The organism is Streptomyces sp. NPDC014891 (assembly GCF_043081085.1).
Lineage (GTDB): Bacteria > Actinomycetota > Actinomycetes > Streptomycetales > Streptomycetaceae > Streptomyces.
Genome location: NZ_JBIBWF010000012.1, coordinates 162,733 through 187,031 on the forward strand (window position 1 = coordinate 162,733; position 24,299 = coordinate 187,031).

Genomic DNA, 24,299 nt, shown 5'->3' on the forward strand with positions numbered 1-24,299 from the left:
GCTCAGCTCGGGGACGGCTCCGGGACGAGCTCCTCGCGGCCGATGCGGGCGCCCGACTTGTAGACGGAGACGGTGTCCCCGCGGATGACGTACCGGTAGGGGCTGTTCGTCGCCTCGTACCCGTCCGTCGTCCGCTCGGCCCGCATGGCGATGCCCGGCTCGCGCCGGTCGCTGAACTCACCGAAGTAGTAGAGCGCCCCGGCCCGCGTGCGGCAGAGGGTGATCTGCTTGTTCTTCGTACGGAAGGCCTCGACCAGGGTGGCCCCGTCGCCACCCCGGATCTCGTCGGCGATCCTGGCCGGGCACGCGGCGGCCGTGGGGCGCGGGTCGCCCGCCGCCGGCTCCGTGCCGGCCTCCTCGATGGCGTCGCCGATCTGGGCGAACCAGCCCTTCTGGATCCCGACCACCACGAGGACGGCGACCAGCAGGAAGAAGACCAGGCAGCCGCGCGACTTCTTCTCCTTCGCCGGAGGCCGGTACGAGGCGGGCGGCACGTACGGGCTCGGTTCGGTGTACGTCGGAGGGGCCGGCGCCGGGGCCGGCGTCCGCCGGGGCGGCGTGTAGCCGGTACCGCTCGGCGGTGGGAACAGGAGCCCCGTCGGAGTCGGGCCGGTCCCCTTCGAACCGCCCGACCGCGGGGGCGAGGCCGTCCGCCGGGGCGTGGGCCGCGACGGGGCCGCCTTCTTCGCCGTCCCCTTCCCGGACGTCCCGGTGGAGGTGACGCGCGAGGTCCTGGTCGGCGGCGGGGTCGCCTTCGGGGCGGGGCCGCCGGACTCCTCCCGGCTCTTGGCGCAGCCGGAACAGGTGCTCCGCCGCGCCGGGTTGGTGGCCCGGCACACCCGGCACTGCCAGTCTCCCGCGGGACGCGCGGGCGACGGGCGCTTGGGCGCCGGGCGCGAGGGGGCCGCGGGCCGCGGCATCGGAGCCCGCCGGGTGGACCCGCAGATGGTGCAGGCCGTGTCCTTGAGCCCGTTGTTGCTGTCGCAGTCCGCGCACTTCCAGTCCGCCGAGCCCGCCACCCCTGTCGTCCCTTCTCAGCGATCGCTGCTCGCCAGACGTTCCATCACGTCCGCGAACAGCTCTTCCGACCTCTCCCCGGCGGGGCTGAGGATCCACGCGGCGCTGCCCTCGGGCACGCGCTCCAGCTCCACGGCCTCCGTCGCCGCCCCGGGCGCCGGGTCCGCGGGTTCGACCACGGCCGGGGGCGGCGGCGCGGCGACGGCGGCGGGAACACCCGCGCGCGTGCCTCCGCCCCGGGCATCCGCCGCGGGCCCGGACTCCTCCGGCAGGTCCGGCACTGAGTAGTCGCGCCAGAGCACGGCCATGAACCGCCTGACCTGGTCCACCATGGCGGGCGGGACGTCCACGCGCACCCAGGCCGTCTTGGTCCCGGAGGCGCCGCCCGGGAACCGGAACCGGAAGTCCAGCTCGTGGCCGGGCCTGGTGGCCGAGGGGGGCCGGAACGAGGCGGAGGTGCAGTGCGACGGCTTGGCCTCCAGGACGCCCGCGCCGATCCACTGCAACTCCACCAGGCCCTCGGAGGTCAGGGACAGCGTGAAGCCGTCCCACTCCAACCTCACAGGCTGTTCGCGATCGTCTCGATGATCTCGTCCATCTCGAACTCCTCCAGCCCCTCGCCCGCCTTGGAGGCGAAGTGCAGGGTGAGGTCCCACTCCTCGGCGATCGGGTCCGACCACGGGGCCTCCTCGGGCGCGAACAGTACGAGCCGCTTGGCGGACTGCTCCATGACCGAGCTCTGGCTGCGGGCGTAGCCCCACTGCTCGAAGAGGTCGTCGAGGCTGCGCGGGATGTGCCGCGGGTAGGTGGGCGCGTCGGCGCCGACCGTGCCGAGGGCGTGCGCGGGGGCGTCGGTGAACATCACGATCACATGGCGCCTGCGGTCGAGGCCGGTCTCCCAGGGGGAGTTGATCGCCAGGGCGAGCGCCTCCAGGCCGGACTCCGGGATGTCGCCGCCGCCGCCCGCCTCGATGCCGCCGACGAACCGCTGGAAGTCCGCGGCCTGCGCGGGGAGGTGGAGGAAGTCCGTCTCCTCGATGGCGTCCGAGGGGTTGTCGCCGAAGTCGCGGAACGCGATGACCTTCAGCCGGAGCTGGCTGATGGACTTGCCCTTCTTGGCCATCACGTCGTCGAGGCGCTGGTGGAACTGGAGGGCGCTCGCCTTCACCGTGCCGAGGACGGGGTGCATGCTGCCGGTCGCGTCGATGCAGAGCGCGATGTCGACGGCGTACTGCAGATTGCCCTGGTACTGCCCGCGGGCGTCGTTCATGGGGACGTTCTCCTTGTCAGGGGTGCGGCGGTCGTCAGGGGGTGCGGCGGTCGCCGAGGTTGATGCGGACGCGGGACCTGCCCGGTTCCGGAGCGGGCGCCGGGGTCCCGGTGGCGGCCGGGGGCGGTTCGGGTGCCGGGCGGGGCGCCGGGGGCGCGGCGGGCGCGGGTGCCGGGGCCTCCCTGCGCCGGCCGAAGGTGGAGCGGATCCGGCTCTTCGCGGGGGCCGGCTCGGCCGGGGCCGCGCCGGAGCCCCCGGCGGGCCCGCCCGCGGTGGCCGCCGGGGCGGCCGTGGTCCCGGGCCTGCGGTGCCGGAGCGTGCACACCTCGGGGTCGGCGAGCGTCGCCAGGAAGACGCCGACGTCCGGCCGGGCACGCGGGTCGGCGGCCGTCATCGCCCGCAGCAGGGCGAGGAGCTCGTCCGAGAGGCGGGAGTCGAAGCGGAGCTCGGCGCCGCTGCTCACGGCGTCCGCCGGCGAGTCGAACTCCTTCTCGTATCCGGGGAGTTCGCCCACCACGTAGGTGTGGGTCATCAGGCCCAGCGCGAAGACGTCGACCGCGCAGGTGAGGTCCTTCGGCCGGACCGTCCCGTCGAGCTTGATGTAGCGGAGCCACTCCGGGGCGCCGTAGACGGAGTCGCCGGCGATGGCGTCGGGCTGCGGGGGGTTCCCGGAGCCGTACGAGTCGTCGAAGTCGATCAGCTTCGCCGCGTGGAAGGCCGCGCCCTCCCGCTTCTGCACGAGCACGTTCAGCGGCTTGAGGTCGCCGTGCACGGTGCCGCTGTCGTGCAGCTGCCTGAGGCTCGACCCGAGCGTCTTGAGCAGCACCGTCTTCTGCCGGGGGTCCAGGTCCTGGGGCCGGTCCAGGCTGGTGGTGTCGATCCGCTCCGTGACCTTGTAGTACGTGGAGCCCACGTGGAAGAAGTCGGTGGCGAGCACGATGTTGCCGCCGCCGAGGGTGTCCGGCCGCAGCCGCTTCATGACGTCGCGGTGCCGCTTCTCGAACTCCTTGGCGACCTCGCGGCGGATGCGGACGCTCTTGGAGTCGGCGGCGTCGTCGCGCGGGCGCTTGGGTTCGAGGAACTGCTTGATGAAGTACTGGCCCCCGTCCTTCTCCGCGAAGGCCCAGATGCACTTCCCCCCGTTGGCGTTGGTCGGTTCGGTGACGATGCGGTAGCCCGCGATCGTGTCGCCCAGTTTCATCGGTGCTCCTCGGACGCGGGCGGCAGGTGGGTCTCGTACGTGGTCCGGTAGGTCTCCCAGGTGCGGTCCTGCCAGGCGCGGACGCGGGCCTGGGTCTCCTGCGGGCCCTCCGGCTCCTCCGGCTCCCCGCCCCGGGCGCGCGGCGTCCCGTCGAGGACGGCCGGGCGCCCCCGTGCGTACCGCTCGGTCAGTTCGGCGAAGCGGTGCTCGTACGTGGCGGCCAGTGTCGGGAAGTCCTGGTGGCCGAGGGCGAGCAGCGCCAGCGAGGCGTCGTCCCCGGTGTACCGCTGGACGCCGCGGCGGAGCAGGTCGGCCCACTCGTACGTGCTGCCGGCCCGGCGCAGGGTGTCCAGGAGCAGGTGCTCGAAGTCGGCCGGGGTGTGCACGTAGCCGAAGTAGCCGTCGGTGGCGGCGATCAGCACGCACGGCATGTCGAACGAGGCGATGTGCTGCGTGTCGATGGTGAACTCCCGGTCCGCGCAGATGACGTTGGTCATCGGAGGATCGGTGCGCAGCAGTTCGAGGGCGTCGCTCTCGCGGGTGTGGTCCCGGGTGAGGACGTGCAGGCCGCCGGTCGGCGTGAGCACGTACGCCCGGGAGTCGCCCGCCCACAGCGGGCGCAGTTCGACCGTGGTGTTGCCGTGGACGCGGTAGTGCACGCCCGCCAGGGTCGTCGGCAGGTGGCGGCGCATGGTGCCGCCGATCTTGCTGCGGCGCTGCGGTGCCATGGCGAGGAACCAGTCCAGGTACTGGTGCAGGCTCTCGGGTCCGGCCTCCTCGCCCTCGCGTGCCACCTCGCGGAACCAGCACTCGGTGGCGAGCCGCGCGACCCGCGAGCCGACCCAGGCCCCGGTGTGCCGGAGGCCGTCCGGCCCTTGCCAGACCGGGCCCGCGCCCGCGCCGCCCGAACCGTCGAACACCGCGATCATGCCCTCATCGCCGGGCCAGTGGTGCACCACGAACGGCTCGGCGTCCTCACCGTGACCGGCCACCTGCTCGGTCCACACCGAGAGCGCCTGGAACCCCGTGTAGCCGTCGGGCGCCGACCACACCAGCTGGGGCGGCAGCCGGCGCTCTTCCGGCTTCGGCTCGTCGCGGGACCCGGCGGGAGCGTGGTGCGCTCCCTTGGGGCCCGCCATCGGCCCCGGCCCGATCAGCGGACCGGCGACACCCGCGGGCGCCGGCGGCGTGCCCGCGGGCGCCGGTGCCGCGGCGGGCGCGGGCGGCGGCGGAGGGCCGGGAGGCCCCGGTGGCGGAGGCGGACCCGGCGGCCCGGGAGGCGGCGGCGGGCCCGGCGGGGCGGCCGCGGGCGGACGATGATCGGGGCGGTGGGCGGGCCCGGCCCGCCACGCACTGTGGTCGTGCTCCATCAACGCTCCCTGTCGGGTCCGGGTCGGGGGGTGTCCCGCTTGGTGGTGCCGCGCACCCGGCTCACCCTCGGCGGCGGCGCGTCCGGGCCGGGTTCGCCGGACGCGGCGCCGCGGGGCGGAGTGCCGGGCCGGTCGGCGGGGCCGGAGCGCCGCTCCGGGGCGGGCTCCCGGTCGCGGCCCCGTCCCGCGCTGGGGTCGGGCAGCGGCTCGTCCTCGGGCGCCCCGGAGCGCCCGGTCCCGCGCGCCGCGGCGCCGTCGCGCCCGTATCCGGAGTCGCCCCCGTACGGGTACCCGCTGGCCGCGCCACCGCGTTCGCCGTCCCGCCCGGACGCGGAGTCGGCCCCGTACCCGGCACCGCGGCCCGTCCCGGCACCCCGTTCGTACGCGCCCTCGTACCCGGCGTCGGGCCCGGATCCGGCGCCATGGCCCGTCCCGGTGTCCCGTCCGTAACCGCCCTCGCGTCCGTACCCCGTGCCGCCCGCGCGCCCGGACCCGCCGTCGTGGTCCGCCGCGCGGGCGCCCGGCCCGTACCCCCCGGTGCGGCCGGTGCCGTACGTCCCCGAGATCCGGCTGCGGCCGGGCCGGGTGGGGCCCGCGTCCCGCACGACCTCCCCGCGGAGCGCGTCGCGGGGCCGGGGTTCGTCCTCCGGCCCGTGGCCGGGGCCGAGGGCCGCCGGCGGGTCCGCGGGGCGGGCCAGCGAGCCGCGCAGCCGCCCGCGCCGGGCCGCCCCGTCGAAGAGCCCGTCGCCCTCGCGGAGGACCTCCTCCAGGATGGTCCGCTCCAGCTCGGCCTGCTCGAAGGGCTCCCGGTCGGCGTCGCCGCGCTCCAGGACGAGACGCATGATGGTCTGCCGGACCTCGCGCTTCTCGGCCTCGTTCTTCTCGATCCAGGTGAGGGCGGCGCGGGGGCCCTCCTTCTCCATGATCTCGGCGATCAGGCCGTCGAGGCCCTCCTCGCGGATCATGTCCACGTGCCGTGCGCGGCGCATCCCGGCGAGCCGGGTCTCCCGGACGACGTCCCGGAAGTCGCGCCCGCTGGTGGCGATCTCGTCCTCGTCGACGAGGAGTTCCACGTGGACGCCGCGCAGCCGGACCGCGTCGTCGCCGGTGAACCCGGCCACGGTGGCGTTGAGCGCCACCTCCGCCTGGTGGAACTGGGCGATGTCGTACTCCCGCGAGACCTCGCGCAGCGTCTTCCGCAGGTAGTCGAAGAGCGTCTCGCTCATGTCCCGGATGCCGCGGTCCACGACCTGGGCGGGGTCCGCGACCCGGCACACCAGGTCGACCCGGCTGCGGAAGGAGAACGTGTGGTCGCGGCTGAGCAGCGGTATGTCGAGGACGAGACGGTGCTCGGTCAGGTCGACGGTGAACATCCCGCTGTAGGCGCCGAAGCGGGAGGACGGTATCTCCTCCCCGTTGCGGACCGTCAGGGACGGGCCGCTCTCCCGGACCAGGACCAGTGCGCGACCGGGCTGCGGAGGACGTACCGGACTCGTCAGCCGCCACTTGGGCAGTTCCTCGTAGGACAGCACCGGGTCGTAGGTCTGCTGTTCTCCCACGGGGGGCCTCCTTCCACTTCCTCGGGGCGTTCCGCCCTCTCGGTCGGGGCGGTTCGAACGGTCGGGTCGTGCCCGGTCGTCCGTGTCAGGTCGTACGGGCCAGCGCGTCACGCAGCAGGGCGGCGTTCCGCGACGGCCGCTCGCGGTCCTCCGCCCAGGCCCCCAGCCACCACAGCAGCCGCTCGCGGTGGGGCTTCGAGGTCCGGGAGACGTCCCACAGGAGGCGGTTCAGCGCTTCGAGGGCGGACCGGCCGCCGCGGTCGGCGTGGACGTCGATCCACTCCCGCAGTGCGGCGAGTGCCCGGTCCCGCAGCGGCGGGCAGGCCAGCGAACGCGCCCACAACTCCGCCATCCGCTCCTCGTGCGAGGGGAGGGCGCTGAGCAGCAGGGGGACGCCGGACACGCCCTCCGCCGGTCCGCCGGTCACCGGTTCGTACGGGCGGCCCGTGGCGAAGAGGAAGGCCGACAGCGACTTGACGACCATGGGCGAGCGGTCCTGCGGCCCGGACCAGTCCAGGTAGGCGTCGAGCAGCTCCGCCGCCCGCCCCTGGTGGGCGAGGCGGACCCCGCCCCAGGCCACGGATGGCAGGGTGCCCCAGTCGTCGTCGCGGTCGAGTGCGTCGTGCAGGACGGCCACGGCCCGTGCGGGCGCCTCCCGGCCGAGGAGCCCGCCCGCCGTGTTGGCCGCGGTCCCGGCGAGCCGCCGCTGGCGGACCGAACTGCCGCCGCGCGCCCAGCCGTGCAGCAGTTCCCACACGGCCTCGGTCGAGTCCTCCCGGCTTCCCGCCACGCCGAGCGCGGTCGCGGCGGCCTGGCGGAGCTGCCAGGAGTCGGCGGAGGCCCAGGCGGTCAGGAAGCGGTGCACCGCGTAGTGGTGGTCGGCCCAGGCGAGGATCCCGGCGGCGACGGCGGCCCGGGCGCGGACCTCCAGGTCGTGGTGGTCGAGGAGGCGGCGCAGCCAGCTGAGGAGGGCTTCGCGCCAGCCGTCGAGTCCGGTCCAGGCGTAGACCAGGACGACCTGGCCCAGCAGCGGGTTCCGGAAGCGGACCCGCGGCGGACCCGAGGCGTCGGCGTCGAGGCGTATCCACTGCTGCTCGTCGCCGAGCCGGTCCCTGAACCGTACGTCCGGCGGGGCGGGTTCGGGGGTCGCGAGGGCCGCCCGGAGGCGTACGGCCGCCTCGGCGACGGTGAGGTAGCCGCTGTCCTCCAGGACGGCGGCGGCGAGCGCGAACGCCACCGCCTCCGGGTTCCGGTGCCGGTCGAACCAGGCCCGCACCTGGTCGCTCGGGTCGCGCAGCGCGGCCGCTGCCGCCACCACGTCCCGGCCGGCGGAGAGATCGGCGGCGAGACGCGCGGCGTGCCGTGCGGCGGGCATCTCCCGCAGCGTGTCGGCGACGCCGCCGGAGGCGAGCGTCTCCCGCAGCCGGGCAAGGGCCTCCGGTGAGCCGCCGTGCCCGAGCACTCGCCGTTCGAGGACGGCCAGCGGGTCCACGGGCGTCAGCGCGTGCACGGCCACCGACTCGGTGCCGTCGGCCCGGACGGTGACCGCGAGGTCCTGGCCGCCGGTCAGGACCAGGTGGCAGCCGTGGTGGCGCAGCGCCGCCACGACCGCCGGGAGCCTGCGGGGGAGCGCCTCGAAGTCCCGTGCGCCGGCCCGGCCGTCCTCGACGGCGAGCAGGTATCCGCTGTCCTTGACGGGGGGTTCCCAGTCGGGGGCGAGGACGGCCGCCGGGTCGAGGAGGCGGTGGCAGACGCCGCCGCCGTCGGCGCCGCCCAGCGCGAGGGCCTCGGCGAGCAGGTTGACGGCGGTGGCCTCCCGGCCGCTGCCGGACGGCCCGGTCAGCACCAGGAGCCGATGCTCGCTCAGCGCCGACAGAGCGGAGGCGTACCCCGCGGGCTGGACGAACAGCTCGGTGTGGTCGCCGAGTTCGGCGGCCCCGAGCGGCACGGTCCCGCCGCCGCGGTGGCCGGCCCGCGCGTGCCGCTCGCCTCCGGCGTTGAATCCGCCGCCGAAGCTGACGGTGTCGTTGAAGAGCGCCAGGGTGCCGATCCGGGTGCCGGAGGCGTCGTCGTTCAGTCGCCGTGCGATCAGGTCCGCGATGGCGCCGGCGCGCTGCGCGTCGGACCGCTCGGCGTCGTCCGCGGCGGTTCCCTCCTGGAGGGAGCGCATGGCCGCGTCCGCGCTGACGGGTCCGTCCTGTTCCGGGCCGTCCCCGCGGGACCCGCCCTCCGGCGCACCCGTGGCATCGGGCGGGGAGGTCGGGGCGGGGGAGGCCTCGGAGCGGTCGGTCGGACCGCCGGCCGACGGCTCGGCGGTGGGTTCCTCGCTCATGGCACAGGTCTTCCGGGGTGGTTCGGCGAAGAGGCGGGAGCGGCACGGCCGCCCCCCTTGGTCGGGGACGCGCCCTCCCCGACCGGCGGGGAGGTGCGGCGGTCCTCGGCGACCGGGGACGTGCGGTCCTCGGTTACCGAGGACGTGGGGACGTCGTCAGGAGACGTTCCAGTCGCCCTGGATCTCGACCTTCTCGTTGAAGACCTGGGCGTTCTTGATCAGCGCCGCGCTGACCTGCGGCCCGCCGCGCCCGGACGCGGCGACGGCCTCGTCGACGAGCCGCCGCATGTCGCCCTCGAAGTCCCGGTCGCGCAGCATGTGCGCGGAGAGCATCCGTTCCAGGTCCTGGCGGCCGGATTCGTCGTCCGGCGTGTCGGTCACCCGCTCCAGCGCGGCCTCGGCGTCGCCGTCCCCCCGGAACCTCTCCCTGATCCGGGCGACCAGCCGGGCTCCGCCGGTCCAGCCGCTCCGCCCCGCCTCCTGCCCCGTGGCCTCCAAAGCGCCCTTGACCACGAGCGCCACGCCCGCAGCCGCGATGGCCGTCAGTGGCTCCATGTGTTCCCCCGGTTGTTCCGTGCACTCACCCGCAAACAGGTGAGGCCATTCAAGTACTCACCGTGAGGGGCGCCAGGGTTTCCGTGAACTATGACTGAAATCCGACGTCCCTCAGGGGCGGGAGATGGCCGGATCTCGTACGGGACGGGGAGCCGTCAGTGCACGGAGAAGCCGCCGTCGACGAAGAGGGACTGCCCGGTGACGTACGCGGAGGACGCGCTCGCCAGGAACACGGCCGCGCCCGCGAAGTCCTCGGCGAGACCGTTGCGGCCGACGAGCGTCCGGGCGGCCAGGGCGGCCACCTTGTCGGGGTCGGCGGCAAGGCGCGCGTTGAGCGGGGTCAGCACGACGCCGGGCACCAGCGTGTTGGCCGTGACGCCGTACGGGGACCAGGCCTCGGCCTGCGAGCGGGCCAGCGACTCCAGGCCGCCCTTGGACACCCCGTACGCCCCGCTCTGCACGAAGGCGCGGTGCGCCTGCTGGGAGGTGATGTGGATGATCCGGCCGAAGCCGCGCTCGGCCATGCCGGGACCGAAGCGCTGACCGAGGAGGAACGGGGCCTCCAGGTTCACCGTCATCGTCGTGTCCCACACGTCCTCGCCGAGCTCGCCTAGCGGGGGACGGAGGTTGACGCCGGCGGAGTTGACGAGGATGTCGGGTTCGCCGAAGACCGCCGCGGCCTGCTCCGCGCCGGCCTTGATTCCCTCGCGCGTGCCCAGATCCGCGCTCACCCATGCGGCCCGGCAGCCGTCGGCGGTCAGCTCGTCGACGGCGGTGGCCAGATCTGCCTCCTTGCGCGCCACGACGACCACCCGGGCGCCGGCCCGGGCCAGGGCCCCCGCGACGGCCCGCCCGATGCCGGAGCTGCCGCCGGTGACGATCGCGGTGCGGCCGTCGAGGGAGAAGAGGTCGGCGAGGTACCCGCCGGGCGTCGTGCTCATCTGGTCCGTGCTCCTCGCGTCGTGCGTGCACCGGCCCGTCCGCGTGCGGTGGAGGGCGGGTACACGCATCCTGTCAGACGCGGGTCAGCCCAGGTCGGCGACGAACTCCGTCCAGGTGGCGGGGGAGACGACGAGCTGCGGCCCGGCGGGGTTCTTGGAGTCACGGACGTGGACGGTGGAGGGGCGGGTGGCGACTTCGACGCAGTCTCCGTCGCCGCTGCTGCTGTAGCTGCTCTTGAACCAGGCCAGGTCTGTGGTGCTCATGGTGCTCCTCGCATCTCCCGCAACAGACTCACGGACTCCTCGAAGGACAGAGCCTGTGCCCGCATCCTGGCATACCGCTTCTGAAGGATGCTGATCTCTTTCGCGTCCGCGATGAGGTGGGCGGCACGCTGCCCCTCGCAATAGGCGTACCACTTGTTCTCCTGGGTCTCCAAGAGCTGCAGTGGCCCGCCCAGACCTGCGTGGTGCCCGCGTGACTGCGCCATGATCTGGAGGTCGATGTTGCGCCGAAGGCAGATGTCGAGGATGTGGTCGATCTGCTCCCGCATGATCACCGGCCCGCCCGTCTGACGGCGCAGCACGTGTTCCTCGACGATGAAGCTGTAGATCGTGTGGGGGCGTTCGGTGAGCAGCTTCGTCCGCTCGACACGAGCCGCGAGCTGCGACTCGATCTCGTCGTCACCCAGCGCTGGGATCTGCTCCTCGAACAGCGTCCTCGCGTACGCGGGCGTCTGAAGCAACCCCGGCACCAGCCGATTCTCGTACGTGTACAGCGTCGCCGCTGTCAGCTCCAGCTTCGCCCAGTGGCGGAACCACTTCGCCAGGCCCGGTTTCCGCGCCACGTGCTTCGCCGTTCCCTTGATCGCTCCGAAGGCGTCGAGTACCTCCTCTGCCCGGTTCACGAAGGCCGCAGGCGGTAAACGGCGTCCCTGTTCGATGGAGGCGACCGTCGGCACGGAGTACCCCACCATCGGCGCGAAGCGCTCCTGCGTGAGGCCTGCCCGCTTGCGGAAGGCCTTGACCACCTCCCCGAAGGCCTTCAGGCTGTCCGACGCCTCCGGTTCGCTGCCGCCGTGAACCTCGTCCGGAACCTCATCCATCACCCCGGCCACCTCCCGCACCCGTGCGCTCACCTGAACGCATCCATGCTCACCAGTAGTTACCGGTACCGTCCAGAGTGTGAACCCGTACGCTGCGAGAGCGTACGGGTTTCTGACCTGGCAACCCTCCTCGTGGGACGCCACATTGGCCCCATGACCACCCCCGCGACCCGCCAAGCCGCCGTCACCGTACGTGTGTTCACCCAGCGCTTCAGCTCGACCCCGCGCGGAGCGCGCCTCGCGCGTCGGCTCGCCCTCCACCAGCTCGACCGGTGGCGCGTCCCCTACGGCTCCGAGACCTCCGACACCGTCGCCCTGCTCGTCGCCGAGCTCGCCGCCAACGCCGTCACCCACGGCCGCGTGTCCGGGCGGGACTTCGAGCTGACGCTCTCGTACACCCCCGGGCTGCTGCTGCGGATCGACGTCTCTGACACCCGGGGCGAGCGGAGGCCCGCCGCCACCGCCCCGGTGGCCCTCGACGAGGGCGGCCGCGGCCTGCTGCTCGTCGAGGCGCTGGCCTCCCGGTGGTCGGTGCTCGACCGCGTACCGGTCGGGAAGACCGTACGGGCCGAGCTCGACCTCGGCTCCTGACCGGGTGTCCGGCCCGTGGGGTCGCCACGGGCCGGACACCCCGCACTCAGCCGGTCCGGCCGCCCGGCGCCGGGGCGTAGCCCGCCGGGCGGGTCGTGAAGGTGCCCCGGCCCTGGGTGCGGCCGCGCAGGCGGGACGCATAGCCGAAGAGCTCGGCCAGCGGCACCGTCGCCGCCACCACGGCCGTACCGGAGCGGGTCGTCTGGTCCGTGACCCGGCCGCGGCGGGCCGCGAGGTCGCCGAGGACCGCGCCGACGGACTCCGCGGGGACGGTGACCGTCACGTCGGCCACCGGCTCCAGGAGCGTCATGACGCTCGCGCGGAGCGCCTCGCGCAGCGCGAACCTGCCCGCCGTGCGGAACGCCATCTCCGAGGAGTCCTTCGGATGCGTCGCGCCGTCCGTGAGCGTGACCCGGACGCCCGTCACCGGATGGCCGCCGAGGGGGCCCTCCAGGAGGGCGTCCCGGCAGCCGGCCTCGACCGCGCGGACGTACTCCTGCGGGACCCGGCCGCCCGTGACCGTCGACGCGAACGCGAACTCCGCGTCCTGCGCGTCCGCGAGCGGCTCGACGTCGATGACGACGTGGGCGAACTGGCCCGCGCCGCCGTCCTGTTTGACGTGGCGGTGGAGCAGGCCGGTGACGCCCTTCGCCACGGTCTCCCGGTACGCGACCTGGGGACGGCCGACGGCGACCTCCAGGCCCCGGTCCCGCCGCAGCTTCTCCACCGCGACCTCCAGGTGCAGTTCGCCCAGACCCGACAGGACGGTCTGGCCCGTCTCCGGGTCGGAGCGCACGACGAGCGACGGGTCCTCCTCGGAGAGCCGCGCGAGGGCCGTCGCCAGACGGCCGGTGTCCGTGCTCCGGCGCGCCTCGACCGCGACCGAGACCACCGGGTCGGCGGTCGTCGGCGGTTCGAGGACGATCGGCGCGTCCCGGGCGCACAGGGTCGCCCCGGCGCGGGCGCCCTTGGGTCCCACGACGGCGACGATGTCCCCGGCGCGCGCCGTGTCGACCTCGGTCGCCCGGTCCGCCTGGACCCGGAGGATGCGGGCGATCCGCTCGGTGCGTCCGCCGACGGTGTCGAGCACGGTGTCCCCCTTTCCGATCGTGCCCGCGTAGACGCGGACGTAGGTCATCCGGCCGGTGGCCGTCGCGTTCACCTTGAACGCGAGGGCGGTGAACGGCGCCTCCGGGTCCGCCGGCACCTCCCCGCGGACCGGAGGCATGTCCGAGGGCGCCGGGAGGTAGGCGACCACGGCGTCGAGCAGCGGTTCGACCCCGCGGTTGCGGTAGGCCGAGCCGCAGAGGACGACGACGGCCTCGCCCGTGAGGGTCAGGTCGCGGAGCGCACCCGTGAGGGTGTCCGCCGAGAGCGCGTCCTCGCCGCAGAACTCCTCCAGGGCGCCCGGATGCAGCTCCGCGACGGTCTCCTCCAGGTGCCGCCTCCGCCGCCGGGCCTCGTCCCCGAGGTCGTCGGGGACCGGCAGGTCGGTGTACGTGTCGGCGCCGTCGGCCCACACGTACGCCCGCATCCTGACCAGGTCCACGACGCCCGTGAAGCCGTCCTCGCGGCCGACGGGGAGCTGGACGGGCAGCGGGACGGTGCCGAGTCGGGTCCGGATCGACTCCACGGCGCCGTCGAGGTCCGCGCCCGCGCGGTCCAGCTTGTTGACGAACGCGATGCGGGGGACGCCGTGCCGGTCGGCCTGCCGCCACACCGTCTCGCTCTGCGGCTCGACGCCCGCGACGGCGTCGAAGACGACGACCGCGCCGTCGAGGACGCGCAGCGAGCGCTCGACCTCGTCGGAGAAGTCGACGTGCCCGGGCGTGTCGATCAGGTTGACCCGGTGCCCGGCCCAGTCGCAGCTGACGGCCGCGGCGAAGATCGTGATGCCGCGGTCCCGCTCCTGCGGGTCGAAGTCGGTGACGGTGGTGCCGTCGTGGACCTCGCCGCGCCGGTGGGTGGCGCCGGTGAGGTACAGGATCCGCTCGGTGACGGTGGTCTTGCCGGCGTCGACGTGGGCCAGGATGCCGAGGTTGCGGACGCGGTCGACGGGGTGGGTACGCACGGTGTCGTGCCTTTCGCTGCTGCTGGAACGTGACAGGGCAGCGCGATTCGCGTACGCGGGCCGTCAGGAGGACGGAGGGGGCGTCACGGGGCGGCGATGGCGGGCGCGCAGCCGCCACCGGCCGGAGGGAGAGGCGAGGATCACGTCGTACCGGGCACGGGCGGACGACACGGCGGCGGCGTTGTGGCGGCGCACGGTCGTCTCCCCTCGGTCGGACGTCGGGCGGCGCATCGGTCGGTGCGCCGCGAGACGTGAGTGTAGGGAGGCGGGCGGGCGGCGCGACAGTGGTTTTCCCGGAGCCCGCGGAACGGCGACCGGAGAGCGGGCCGTGATGCTGATGAACAGTCAATTCTCGGCCAGAGCCGTCTGATTGGCCGTATCTCCTCTGCCTGGGAATCGTCTCCGGGCGCTTAATGGTGCTCCCGCAGGGTGCGGGAGGAAGTGACGAGAACACGGGGGAACGCATGACCGTCACCGGAGACCCCGGACCGCCGCCGCCCAGGCCGCCGTCCGATCCGCCGTCGGGCCCGCCGGTCGGGCCGCCGTCCGATCCGCCGTCGGGCCCGCCGGTCGGGCCGCCGTCCGGAGCCTCGTCCGATCCGCCGGAGCCGCCCCCGGTGCCGCCGCCGGGCGACGGCTGGGGAGGGGTCCTTCAGCTGCGGGTCAGCCGCCGGATGCTGTGGGTGGGCGCCGCCGCCCTCCCGCTGCACAACATCACCCGGGTGGAGGCCTTCCGGCTCAAGCCCGACCGTGGCGCGGCCCTGCTCCGCTTCCTGAAGTGGCTGGTCGTCGCCCTCGTGATCTACGCGGTGCTCAACGGCGTGAGCGACGGCGACGCGGCCGTCGGGGAGTTCGGCCCGCTGCTCTTCGTCGTCCTGATCGCCCTGGCGGTCTACCTCGGCAGGGAGCTGTTCGCGGCGGCGAAGCCGGTGCTGCTGGTCGAGATGTCCAGCGGCTCCGCGGTGGTCGTGACGCTGCCGAGCATGGAGGAACTGAGGGAGATCGCCGGACTGATCGCCCACGCGATCGACAACCCGGCGGCCGAGTTCAGCCGGACCGTGCAGCAGTTCAACACCACGAACAACAACTACGGCACCGTGATCAACATGAACGGCGGCCGGAACAACAGGGGGATCAGCCTGTGAGCGGCGACACGACGAACAATCACGGAACCATGATCAACATGAACGACGGCCAAGGCAACGTCGGCATCAACTACGGCACGGTCGGTGGTGGCGGTGACGACCTGCTTCGCGTCGCCGTCGAGGAGCTCACCCGCCTGCTCCAGGGCCTCCGGCCGCACCTCACCCCGGAGCAGGCGCAGACGGTCGACGAGGCGCTGCCCGAGCTGACCCCCGACCGCGCGGCCCTGCGGCAGCGCGGCCTCGTGCTGGCGTCGGTCGCGCAGATCGCCGCCGCCGTCGGCGCCGTGGGCCAGCCCGTGGTGGACGCCCTGGGCCGGCTGCTCGCACTGCTCGGCTAGGGCGACGAACCCGAGGGGGTGTCTTGTCGGTCAGGCCGGCTGGAGGAGGTCCCAGCGGTTGCCGTACAGGTCCTCGAAGACGGCGACCGAGCCATAGGGCTCGTGGCGGGGGTCCTCCAGGAAGGTGACGCCCGCCTCCGTCATCCGCGCGTGGTCGCGGGCGAAGTCCTCGGTGTGCAGGAAGAAGCCGACCCGGCCGCCCGTCTGGTTGCCGACCGAGGCCTCCTCGGTGTCGTTCTTCGCACGGGCCAGCAGCAGGCCCACGTTCCCGAGACCGCCGACGCCGCCCGCGCCGGCCGGGCGCACGACGACCCAGCGGTTGCCGCCGCCCCGGTCGGTGTCCTCGACGAGGTCGAACCCGAGGGCGTCGGTGTAGAAGGCGATGGCCTCGTCGTAGTCACGGACGACGAGGGTCACGAGTGCGATGGACGGCATTACCCCAAAGTAATACGTGGCAGGGGCAGGAATCTATCCGCGTCGACCCGTGTCGGCCCGTGCGCGACCCTTGCCGTGGGAGGGTCCGGACGAGGGTCCGAAGAGGGCCGGGCGAGGGTCGGTGTCAGGGCCGGGCCCGGGGGTCGTGTCCGGACGGCGGCCTGCCTGCGCCGGGCCTGCCCGCGGCCCCCCGGGGCGCCGCCGGGCCGGACGGGGCCCGGAGGCCGCGGGGCCCGCGGGCGCGGTGGGAGAATGCCCCGCATGGACGCGCAGCAGTTCGACCGCCTCGCCGCCCGGGCGCGGGACCTCGCCGGGCGCCCCGGCGACGGCCGGACCGCCCGCCGCGTCCTGGGCCTCGCCGGCCCGCCCGGCGCCGGGAAGTCCACCCTCGCCGCCCGGCTCGTCGACCGCCTCGACGGGCTCGCCGTCCTTGTCCCCATGGACGGGTTCCACCTCGCCCAGGCCGAACTCGAACGCCTCGGCCGCGCGGCCAGGAAGGGCGCACCCGACACCTTCGACGCCGCGGGGTACCTCGCGCTCCTCGCCCGCCTGCGCGCCCCCGCGCCCGGCACCACCGTCTACGCCCCCGCCTTCGACCGCACGCTGGAGGAGCCGCTGGCCGGGGCCGTACCCGTCGGCCCGGAGGTCCCGCTCGTCGTCACCGAAGGCAACTACCTCCTCCACGACGAGGGCGACTGGGCCGGTGTCCTGCCACTCCTCGACGAGGCCTGGTACCTCGACCTGGACGCCCGGCACCGCATCCCCCGGCTCGTCGACCGTCACGTCCGCTTCGGCAAGGACCGCGCCCGCGCCGAGCGCTGGGTCCACGACTCCGACGAGCCGAACGCCCGCCTGGTCGCCCGCGGCCGCGACCGCGCCCACCTCGTCGTCCCGATGACCTGAGACCGGACCCGCCCCCGGGCCCGCCTATCCCGCCGCGTGCCGGGCCGCCGCCACCGCCAGCGCCCGGACCAGAGCATGCGGGCGGGTGCCGTCACCGGCCAGTTCCGGCTGGAACAGGGTCGCCAGGAAGAACGGATGGGAGGGGAGTTCGGCGATGCGGACACCGCCCTCCTCGTCCACGCCGGTGAACCGCATCCCGTGCGCCCTCAGCGTGTCCAGGCGGCGGTCGTCGGGGCCGTAGTCGCAGTGGTACCGCTCGGTGGTGCGCTCCGCTCCCAGGGCCCGCTCGGCGAGCGAGCCCGGGGTGACCCGTACGACCCCCTCGTGACCCACCAGCGAGCAGGCCAGCGGGGCGATCAGCAGGTCGCCGGCGTCCGCCGACGGGTCGTTCTCCGCGTGCGCCGCACCCGTCAGACCGCAGACGGCCCGGGCGAACTCCAGGAGCGCGTGCTGGAAACCGCCGCAGGTGCCGAGGAACGGGATGCCGTCCTCGCGGGCCGTGCGGATCGCGGCCAGGGCGCCCGCCTCGCTCGCGTACGGACTCCCCGGCAGCACCCACACCGCGTCGAAGCCCGCCACCGCGCCGGGCGCCTCCGCGTCCCCCGTCGGGATCCAGTACGCGTCCAGGACCAGACCCTCGTGCTCGGCGAGGGCGTCGAGCAGGACCGGGATCCGGACGTGCGAGCGGACGTGCGGGGAACGGTCGCCGACCAGGGCGATCCGGGGGAGGCGGGGAAGGCGGGGGAGGGAGCGCGTGCTGTTCATGGACACCCACCCTGGTCCCGGCGGAGGTTCACGTCCAACGATGATCACTGCACGGTCCATCAGGAACGCTTATGCCGGGCTGGATAGGGTGGCGCCATGACCACCGATCAGGAACCGTCCGACTGGGAGCGGCGCGTCGCCGCCCTGTGGGAGCGGCTGGACGCCCACGAGCCCGCCGACTTCCGGGCCCGGGCCGCGGCCCTCGCCGCCGAGCGTCCCGCCGACGACGCGGCCGCCCTCTTCGAACTGGGCGCCGCCCACGACTCCACCGGGCAGCCGGACGAGGCCGTGCGCCTCTACCGTCAGGCCCTCGACCGGGGCCTCACCGGGCTGCGCCGCCGCCGGGCCGTCATCCAGCTCGCCAGCAGCCTGCGCAACCTCGGCCGTCCCGACCGCAGCGTCGAACTGCTCACCGCCGAGCGGGACATCCCCGCCGACCGGCTCGACGCCGACGAGACCGCGCTCTCCGGCGCCGTCGACGCCTTCCTCGCCCTCGCCCTCGCCGACACCGGCCGCGACCGCGAGGCCGCCTCCCTCGCCCTCGGCGCCCTCGCGCCCCTGCTGCCCCGGTACAACCGGTCCCTCGCCCACTACGCGCAGGCCCTCCTCACCGCCCCCGACGGGTCCTGACGCCCACCCGCCCCCATGGACCCGCACCTGCTCCGCACGTACGTCACCGTCGCCCGGCTCGGCTCCTTCTCCGCGGCCGCCCGCGAACTGGGCTACACCCAGTCCGCCGTCTCCCAGCACATCGCAGCGCTGGAGACCGACCTCGCGCTGCCGCTGCTCACCCGCCGCCCGGTCGCCCCGACCCCCGCCGGCACCCGGCTCCTGGAGCACGCCGGAGGGCTGCTCCTCCGGCTCGACGCGGCCCGCGCCGACCTCGACCGGTTCGCGGGCGCACCCCGCACCACCCTCGGCGTCGCCGCCTCCCCGCTCGCCCTGCACGCCCGCGTCCTCGCCGCCCTGCCCGCCACCGGCACCACCCTGCGGGCGCTGCCCCGCGAGCGGGTGCCCGCCGCGGTCGCCACCGGAGAGGCCGACGCCGGGCTCGTCGACGGCATCGCGGCCCCCAGCGACCCGCTGCCCCTCCCCGACGTCGCCCCGCTCGCCGCGACCGGCGTCGCCGAGGAACCGCTCGTCGTCGTCCTGCCCGCCTCCCACCCGCTCGCCGGACGCCCCGGACTCCGCCTCGACGACCTCGTCGACGCCCGCTGGCTCGACGCGCCCTGCGCCGGGCTCCCCCTCGGCCGGCTGCGGGCCGTCCACGGCGGGCCGGCCGGACGCGGGTTCCGCACCGCCCTGCGCTACGAGGGCGGCGACCCCCGCGCCCTCGCCGCCCTGGCCGCCGGAGGCCACGGCCTCGCCCTGCTGCCCGCGCCGACGGCGGCCGACGTCCCCGGCGCCCGCGCCGTCCCCCTGGTGGCACCGCGGCTCGTCCACCGCACCGAACTCCTCCTCCCGACCGGCCCGCCGGCCGAACCCGGAAGCCCGCTCGCCGAGTTCACCCGACGGCTCAAGAGCCGACACCCGTAGTCGCTACCCTGTGCGCAACGGCGACGGAAGGCGGGCGGGCGTGGCGTGGTTGCGACGAGGACCCAGGCGGGACGGCGACGACGCACCGAGGGACCCCGGGTTCACGTACTTCTCGCAGCGTGAGGCCGCGCTCTTCCGGGGACGCGTCCGGGAGACCTTCGCCGAGCTGGGCCTGGAGGTCAGCGTCTACGCCGACCACGTCGTCGACGACAAGGGCCGCCGCTTCGGCCTCGGGAACCTCGCCGCCGTCTGCCACCAGGACCGGCGCGGGCCCCGCGTCTGGCCCGGCATGATCAACCGCCACATCGGACTGGTCGTCCGCGCCATGGACGGCCCCTCCGCGCTCGACACCCTGCCGCCCGAGCAGATCCGCTCCCAGCTGTACCCCCGGGTCGTCAGCGGCGACGGCATCGACGCCGCCGCCTTCGGGTACGCGCGGACCGTCGGCCCCGGCCTGTACGAGATCCTCGCCCTCGACCTGCCGGAGAGCGTCATGATGCTCACCGACGAGGCGCTGGAACGGCTCGGCGACCACGCCCAGCTGCGCGACCGGGCCCTGCGCAACCTGCGCGGGCTGCCCGTCGAGGAGCACGAGACCGTCCGCGACGCCGACGGCATGTGCTTCGAGATCATCCTCGGCGACTCCTTCTACACCGCGAGCCGCGTCCTCGACCTGGAGGGCGTGGCCCGGCGGGTCACCGGGCTGCCGCTCGGCGAGCACGGCGCCCTCGTCGCGATGCCCTTCCGTCACCAGCTCGCCTTCCACCCCATCCGCGACACCTCGATCATCCCGGCCCTCGGCGCGATGGCCTCCTTCGCCGCCTCCGGGTACGAGGACACGCCGGGCGCCATCAGCCCGTACGTCTTCTGGTGGCGCGGCGGCACCCTCACCCAGCTCAGCGAGCACGACGAGGAGCGCGGAGACCTGCGGATCGTCGTCGGCGACGACTTCCAGGAACTCCTGGAACGGCTGATCGCGCAGGGCCCCGACCTCCGCTGAGCGGTCGCGGACGGGGGCCTCCCCCGGCAGGATTGCGGTACGCCGAGGACGCCGCGGACGCCCAGAAGGAGACCCCGATGCCCAGCAGCCCCGCCCCCGAAGCGGCCGACGAGCGGGGCGACACCCCCGTGCCGTTCACCGCGGACGACTACCGGGCCCGCATGGCCCGCGCCGCCGCGTCCGCCGCCGACGCCGGACTCGCGGGCGTGATCGTCGCCCCCGGCCCCGACCTCGTCTACCTGACCGGCTACCAGCCCACCGCGATCACCGAGCGGCTCACCGCCCTCGTCGTCGCCCCCGGCCGGGACCCCGTCCTCGTCGTCCCGACCCTGGAGGCGCCCGACGCCGAGAAGGTCGCCGGGGCCGCCGCGCTCACCCTGCGGGACTGGACCGACGGCAAGGACCCGTACGCCGTCACCGCGCCCCTCCTCGACGCCGACGGCCGGTTCGGCGTCAGCGACAACGCCTGGGCCATGCACCTCCTGGGGCTCCAGCAGGCCCTGCCGGGGACCTCGTACGTCTCCCTCACCGAGGCCCTGCCGATGCTCCGGGGCGTCAAGGACGCCCACGAGCTGGCCCGGATCGCGGCCGCCGGAGCCGCCGCCGACCGGGCGTACGGCGAGATCCTCGGGGTCCGCTTCGCCGGACGCCGGGAGACCGACGTCGCCGCCGACCTGGCCGCCCTGCTGCTGCGCTTCGGGCACTCCCAGGTCGACTTCACCGTCGTCGGCTCGGGCCCCAACGGCGCCAACCCGCACCACGAGGCGGGCGACCGGGTCATCGAGCGCGGCGACATGGTGGTCCTCGACTTCGGCGGTCTCAAGCACGGGTACGGCTCCGACACGACCCGCACCGTCCACGTCGGCGAGCCCACCGACGAGGAGCGGCGGATCCACGACCTCGTCCGGGAGGCCCAGCAGGCCGGTTTCGAGGCCGTACGGCCCGGGGCCGCCTGCCAGGAGGTCGACCGGGCGGCCCGCAAGGTCATCACGGACGCCGGCTACGGCGAGTACTTCATCCACCGCACCGGTCACGGCATCGGCGTCACCACCCACGAACCGCCGTACATGATCGAGGGCGAGGAACTGCCGATCGTGCCGGGCATGTGCTTCTCCATCGAGCCCGGCGTCTACCTCCCCGGCCGCTTCGGCGTCCGCATCGAGGACATCGTCACGGCGACGGAGGACGGCGGGGGGCGCCGCTTCAACAACACCCCGCACGCCATGGCGATCGTCGAGTAGCCGTAGCCGTAGCCGCAGTGGCAGGCCCGGTCAGCCGTCCGTCAGGACGACGGCCGACTCGCCGGGGAGCCGCAGGACCCCGTCCGCCGCCGGGGGCTCGACCGGCTCCCAGGCGGCCAGCACCCGGTCGCGGCCGTTGGTGCCGAGCGGGATCGCGGCCGGCTCCTTGCCCAGGTTGACCGCGACCCGCAGCACACCGCGCCGGAAGACCAGCCAGCGGGCCTCCTCGTCGAAGGCGGCCTTGACCCCCGCCAGGTCCGGGTCCGTCAGGTCCGGCAGGGTGCGGCGGAGCGCGATGAGCTCGCGGTGCCAGGTGAGCAGGCGGCGGTGCGGATCCCGCTCCCGCTCGGACCGGTCGAGGACCGAACGGTCACGGGTGGCGGCCTCCTGCGGGTCGGGCACCTCGTTCTCGTCCCAGCCGTGCTCCGCGAACTCCCGCCGCCTGCCCCGCCGTACGGCCTCCGCCAGCTCCGGGTCGGTGTGGTCGGTGAAGTACTGCCAGGGGGTGGACGCCCCCCACTCCTCGCCCATGAAGAGCATCGGCACCGAGGGCCCGGTGAGGACCAGCGTCGCCGCGCAGGCCAGCAGCCCGGGGGAGAGGGAGGCCGAAAGCCGGTCGCCCAGCGCCCGGTTGCCGATCTGGTCGTGGGTCTGCGCGTACCCGAGGAAGCGGTGGGCGGGGGTCCGCTCGCGGTCCACCGGACGCCCGTGCCGGCGCCCCCGGAACGCCGACCAGGTGCCGTCGTGGAAGAAGACATGGGTGAGGGTCTTCGCGAGGGCGGCCATCGGGGCACGCGCGAAGTCCGCGTAGTAGCCCTGGGACTCACCCGTCAGCGCCGTGTGCAGCGAGTGGTGGAAGTCGTCGTTCCACTGGGCGTGCACCCCGAGCCCGCCGAGTGCCCGCGGCGTCGTCGTCCGCGGGTCGCCCTGGTCGGACTCGGCGATCAGGAAGTGCGGCCGGCCCTGCTCCCTCGCCAGCTCGTCGACGGCCGCCGACAGCTCCTCCAGGAAGGTCAGCGCCCGGGTGTCGGCCAGCGCGTGCACGGCGTCCAGCCGCAGCCCGTCGATCCGGTGGTCACGCAGCCAGGCGAGCGCGCTGCCCCGGAAGTAGGCGCGGACCTCGTCCGAGCCGGGCGCGTCCAGGTTCACCGCCGCGCCCCACGGCGTGTGATGGGTCTCCGTGAAGTACGGCCCGAAGAAAGGGAGATGGTTGCCGTCGGGACCGAGGTGGTTGTGCACGACGTCCAGGACGACACCCATGCCGAGGCCGTGCGCCGTGTCCACGAACCGCTTCAGCGCCTCGGGACCGCCGTACGGTTCGTGCACCGCCCACGGCGCCACCCCGTCGTACCCCCAGCCCCGCACCCCGGGGAACGGGCACAGCGGCATCAGCTCCACATGGGTGATGCCGAGGCCGGCGAGCTCCCCGAGGCGCGCGGCCGCCGCGTCCAGGGTGCCCTCCGGGGTGTACGTGCCGACGTGCAGCTCGTACAGGACGGCGCCGCGGAGCCGCAGCTTCGGGGACTCGTTCCGCCAGACGTACGCGGAGTGGTCGACGACCGCGCTCAGCCCGTCCGGACCGTCGGGCTGCCGGCGCGAGCGCGGGTCGGGCAGCAGGGGCCCGCCGTCGAGCGCGAAGCCGTACCGGTCGCCGTCCTCGGCGGCGACGACGCCCGTCCACCAGCCCTCCCGCTCGGCGTCCCGCTCCAGGGGGTGCGAGGAGCCGTTCAGCTCCAGCGTCACCCGGTCACGGGCGCTCGGCGCCCACACCTCGAAGAGCACGGGGATCCCCTCGTCGACGGACCGGCCGCGGCACGGCCGGCTACCGCGACCATCCTGGCAGTCAGGACCCCGCCACGCCCGGTGTGTCCCACACGTAGTTGACGGCGCGCTCGAAGGTGACGTAGCCCGCCCGGGCGAACGCGGCCGCCATCGGGACGTTGCCGAGGTCCGTCGCCGCCCGGATCCGCGGGACGTCGGCGGCGGCGAGGACGCGCGTGCCCTCCGCCAGGACGTCGTCGACGTACCCGTGGCCGCGGTGCGCGGGCAGCACGCCGATGTACGCGATCGTGTGGTGGTAGTTGTTCCGCGCGGGCACCACGAAGCCGACCGGTTCGCCCGTCCCCGGGAGCTGCGCCACCCGCCACCACTCCCGCGGCGAGGCGTAGTGCGCCAGCTCCTCGTCGTAGTGCTGCTCCGCGGCCTCGCGGGCGGAGAGACCGGAGGCCAGATCGGCGCGACCGTGCGCGTCGAGCGTGCCCTCCATGACCGGAGTCATCAGCGTCACCAGGTCCTCGCGGTCCCGGACCGGGCGGAACTCCAGGCGGCCGTCCGGCTCCGGCACGGGGGCGCCGGGGCGCCACTCCAGGCGCAGCCGCTCCACGAGCGGACGGGCGCCCGCCTCCACCAGGACACCGAAGACGGACTCCAGGAGGGAGCGGGTCTCCGGCCGCTCGCGCCAGTCCGCCGGCATGAAGCGGCCGAACTCGGGGGGCCGCGTCCCCGCGGGGACGACGGCGGCGGTGGCGGTCTCCAGGAGCCGCCGGCCGACCTCGGCGCGCTCGGCCTCCGGCAGCTCCGGGGCGAGGTCCAGGAAGTCGAGGGCCTGCGGCCGGCCGCCGGCCGCGTTCGTCCACCAGGAGAGCCGGCCGAGGAGCCGGTCGCCGTCGAGGGCGACCCACATCCACCCGGGGACGCGACGGCCGGTGGCGAGGTCGTCGGCGACCTCGTGGTCGAGCGAGTAGGTGAGGCGGAGGAACAGGTCGAGCTCCTCGGGCCCGGCGAGCGGCCGCACGACGAGCCCGGGCAGGAGGACCGTGCCGTCGGCGGTGCCGGTCGTCCCGGTGCCGCTGGTGGTACTGGTGGTGCTGGTGGTGCTCGAAGGAGACGTGGTCACGTCGTGTTTCCCCCCTGGGGAATCGGTGCG

Annotated in this window: 24 protein-coding genes; 8 read left to right on the forward strand and 16 right to left on the reverse strand. The window is 74.6% G+C overall.

What is annotated here, in order from left to right; translation table 11 throughout:
- Positions 1-2 precede the first annotated feature (2 nt).
- The 11 genes from ACF09E_RS30195 to ACF09E_RS30245 all read right to left on the reverse strand — a co-directional run bounded on the left by ACF09E_RS30195 (position 3) and on the right by ACF09E_RS30245 (position 11,348).
- Positions 3-1,019, reverse strand: coding sequence for a zinc finger protein (locus ACF09E_RS30195; RefSeq protein WP_392208695.1), 1,017 nt, complete (start codon positions 1,017-1,019; stop codon positions 3-5).
- A gap of 15 nt (positions 1,020-1,034) precedes the next feature.
- Positions 1,035-1,574, reverse strand: coding sequence for a hypothetical protein (locus ACF09E_RS30200; protein WP_392208697.1), 540 nt, complete (start codon positions 1,572-1,574; stop codon positions 1,035-1,037).
- Between the two features lie 2 nt (positions 1,575-1,576).
- Entirely contained in the window at positions 1,577-2,287 is a 711-nt protein-coding gene (locus ACF09E_RS30205) for a vWA domain-containing protein (RefSeq protein WP_392208699.1), read from the reverse strand.
- Positions 2,288-2,321: 34 nt separating this feature from the next.
- Entirely contained in the window at positions 2,322-3,488 is a 1,167-nt protein-coding gene (locus ACF09E_RS30210) for a lipopolysaccharide kinase InaA family protein (RefSeq protein WP_392208701.1), read from the reverse strand.
- Positions 3,485-4,627: a serine/threonine protein phosphatase gene (locus ACF09E_RS30215; RefSeq protein ID WP_392208703.1), complete on the reverse strand. Its 1,143-nt coding sequence runs from the start codon at positions 4,625-4,627 to the stop codon at positions 3,485-3,487. The genes ACF09E_RS30210 and ACF09E_RS30215 overlap by 4 nt, the downstream gene beginning before the upstream one ends.
- Before the next feature lie 230 nt (positions 4,628-4,857).
- The gene (locus ACF09E_RS30220; protein WP_392208705.1) at positions 4,858-6,417 is read right to left on the reverse strand and encodes a hypothetical protein; all 1,560 of its coding nucleotides are present in this window, start codon (positions 6,415-6,417) and stop codon (positions 4,858-4,860) included.
- A gap of 85 nt (positions 6,418-6,502) precedes the next feature.
- Complete coding sequence (locus ACF09E_RS30225; protein ID WP_392208707.1) at positions 6,503-8,749, reverse strand: hypothetical protein; 2,247 nt, start codon at positions 8,747-8,749, stop codon at positions 6,503-6,505.
- A gap of 156 nt (positions 8,750-8,905) precedes the next feature.
- A complete protein-coding gene (locus tag ACF09E_RS30230) occupies positions 8,906-9,304 on the reverse strand; it encodes a hypothetical protein (RefSeq protein ID WP_361860967.1) in 399 nt (132 codons plus the stop codon).
- Positions 9,305-9,459: 155 nt separating this feature from the next.
- A complete protein-coding gene (locus tag ACF09E_RS30235) occupies positions 9,460-10,245 on the reverse strand; it encodes an SDR family NAD(P)-dependent oxidoreductase (protein WP_388803018.1) in 786 nt (261 codons plus the stop codon).
- 84 nt (positions 10,246-10,329) lie between these two features.
- Positions 10,330-10,509, reverse strand: coding sequence for a DUF397 domain-containing protein (locus ACF09E_RS30240; RefSeq protein WP_392208709.1), 180 nt, complete (start codon positions 10,507-10,509; stop codon positions 10,330-10,332).
- The gene (locus ACF09E_RS30245) at positions 10,506-11,348 is read right to left on the reverse strand and encodes a helix-turn-helix domain-containing protein (protein ID WP_392208816.1); all 843 of its coding nucleotides are present in this window, start codon (positions 11,346-11,348) and stop codon (positions 10,506-10,508) included. The genes ACF09E_RS30240 and ACF09E_RS30245 overlap by 4 nt, the downstream gene beginning before the upstream one ends.
- 153 nt (positions 11,349-11,501) lie before the next feature.
- Here ACF09E_RS30245 and ACF09E_RS30250 point away from each other — a divergent pair, with 153 nt between their 5' ends.
- Positions 11,502-11,939, forward strand: coding sequence for an ATP-binding protein (locus ACF09E_RS30250; protein ID WP_392208711.1), 438 nt, complete (start codon positions 11,502-11,504; stop codon positions 11,937-11,939).
- A 46-nt stretch (positions 11,940-11,985) separates the two neighbouring features.
- Here ACF09E_RS30250 and fusA read toward each other — a convergent pair whose 3' ends face one another.
- The gene (fusA, locus tag ACF09E_RS30255) at positions 11,986-14,010 is read right to left on the reverse strand and encodes an elongation factor G (RefSeq protein WP_392208713.1); all 2,025 of its coding nucleotides are present in this window, start codon (positions 14,008-14,010) and stop codon (positions 11,986-11,988) included.
- A gap of 464 nt (positions 14,011-14,474) precedes the next feature.
- Between fusA and ACF09E_RS30260 the strand changes: the two genes are divergently transcribed.
- Positions 14,475-15,155 (forward strand): DUF6232 family protein, encoded by a 681-nt coding sequence (locus tag ACF09E_RS30260; protein WP_392208715.1) that lies wholly within the window; start codon positions 14,475-14,477, stop codon positions 15,153-15,155.
- Between the two features lie 38 nt (positions 15,156-15,193).
- Positions 15,194-15,493, forward strand: coding sequence for a hypothetical protein (locus tag ACF09E_RS30265; protein WP_392045481.1), 300 nt, complete (start codon positions 15,194-15,196; stop codon positions 15,491-15,493).
- 30 nt (positions 15,494-15,523) lie between these two features.
- Here ACF09E_RS30265 and ACF09E_RS30270 read toward each other — a convergent pair whose 3' ends face one another.
- Positions 15,524-15,928 (reverse strand): VOC family protein, encoded by a 405-nt coding sequence (locus tag ACF09E_RS30270; RefSeq protein ID WP_392208717.1) that lies wholly within the window; start codon positions 15,926-15,928, stop codon positions 15,524-15,526.
- A gap of 261 nt (positions 15,929-16,189) precedes the next feature.
- Between ACF09E_RS30270 and ACF09E_RS30275 the strand changes: the two genes are divergently transcribed.
- On the forward strand, positions 16,190-16,831 hold the full coding sequence (locus tag ACF09E_RS30275; RefSeq protein ID WP_392208719.1) for a nucleoside/nucleotide kinase family protein: 642 nt from the start codon (positions 16,190-16,192) through the stop codon (positions 16,829-16,831).
- A 24-nt stretch (positions 16,832-16,855) separates the two neighbouring features.
- Here ACF09E_RS30275 and ACF09E_RS30280 read toward each other — a convergent pair whose 3' ends face one another.
- A complete protein-coding gene (locus tag ACF09E_RS30280) occupies positions 16,856-17,596 on the reverse strand; it encodes a hypothetical protein (RefSeq protein ID WP_392208720.1) in 741 nt (246 codons plus the stop codon).
- A gap of 96 nt (positions 17,597-17,692) precedes the next feature.
- Between ACF09E_RS30280 and ACF09E_RS30285 the strand changes: the two genes are divergently transcribed.
- The 4 genes from ACF09E_RS30285 to ACF09E_RS30300 all read left to right on the forward strand — a co-directional run bounded on the left by ACF09E_RS30285 (position 17,693) and on the right by ACF09E_RS30300 (position 21,373).
- Positions 17,693-18,226, forward strand: coding sequence for a tetratricopeptide repeat protein (locus tag ACF09E_RS30285; RefSeq protein WP_392208722.1), 534 nt, complete (start codon positions 17,693-17,695; stop codon positions 18,224-18,226).
- Positions 18,227-18,241: 15 nt separating this feature from the next.
- Complete coding sequence (locus tag ACF09E_RS30290) at positions 18,242-19,132, forward strand: LysR family transcriptional regulator (RefSeq protein WP_392208724.1); 891 nt, start codon at positions 18,242-18,244, stop codon at positions 19,130-19,132.
- Between the two features lie 40 nt (positions 19,133-19,172).
- Entirely contained in the window at positions 19,173-20,132 is a 960-nt protein-coding gene (locus tag ACF09E_RS30295) for a hypothetical protein (protein ID WP_388802988.1), read from the forward strand.
- 77 nt (positions 20,133-20,209) lie between these two features.
- Positions 20,210-21,373, forward strand: coding sequence for an aminopeptidase P family protein (locus ACF09E_RS30300; RefSeq protein WP_392208726.1), 1,164 nt, complete (start codon positions 20,210-20,212; stop codon positions 21,371-21,373).
- A gap of 30 nt (positions 21,374-21,403) precedes the next feature.
- Here the strand turns inward: ACF09E_RS30300 and treZ are convergent, their stop codons facing one another.
- Both treZ and ACF09E_RS30310 read right to left on the reverse strand, forming a co-directional pair.
- The gene (treZ, locus tag ACF09E_RS30305) at positions 21,404-23,155 is read right to left on the reverse strand and encodes a malto-oligosyltrehalose trehalohydrolase (protein WP_392208728.1); all 1,752 of its coding nucleotides are present in this window, start codon (positions 23,153-23,155) and stop codon (positions 21,404-21,406) included.
- Positions 23,156-23,216: 61 nt separating this feature from the next.
- Positions 23,217-24,182 carry a GNAT family N-acetyltransferase gene (locus ACF09E_RS30310; protein ID WP_392208818.1) on the reverse strand — a complete coding sequence of 322 codons (966 nt, stop codon included), beginning with the start codon at positions 24,180-24,182 and terminating at the stop codon, positions 23,217-23,219.
- Positions 24,183-24,299: the final 117 nt, after the last annotated feature.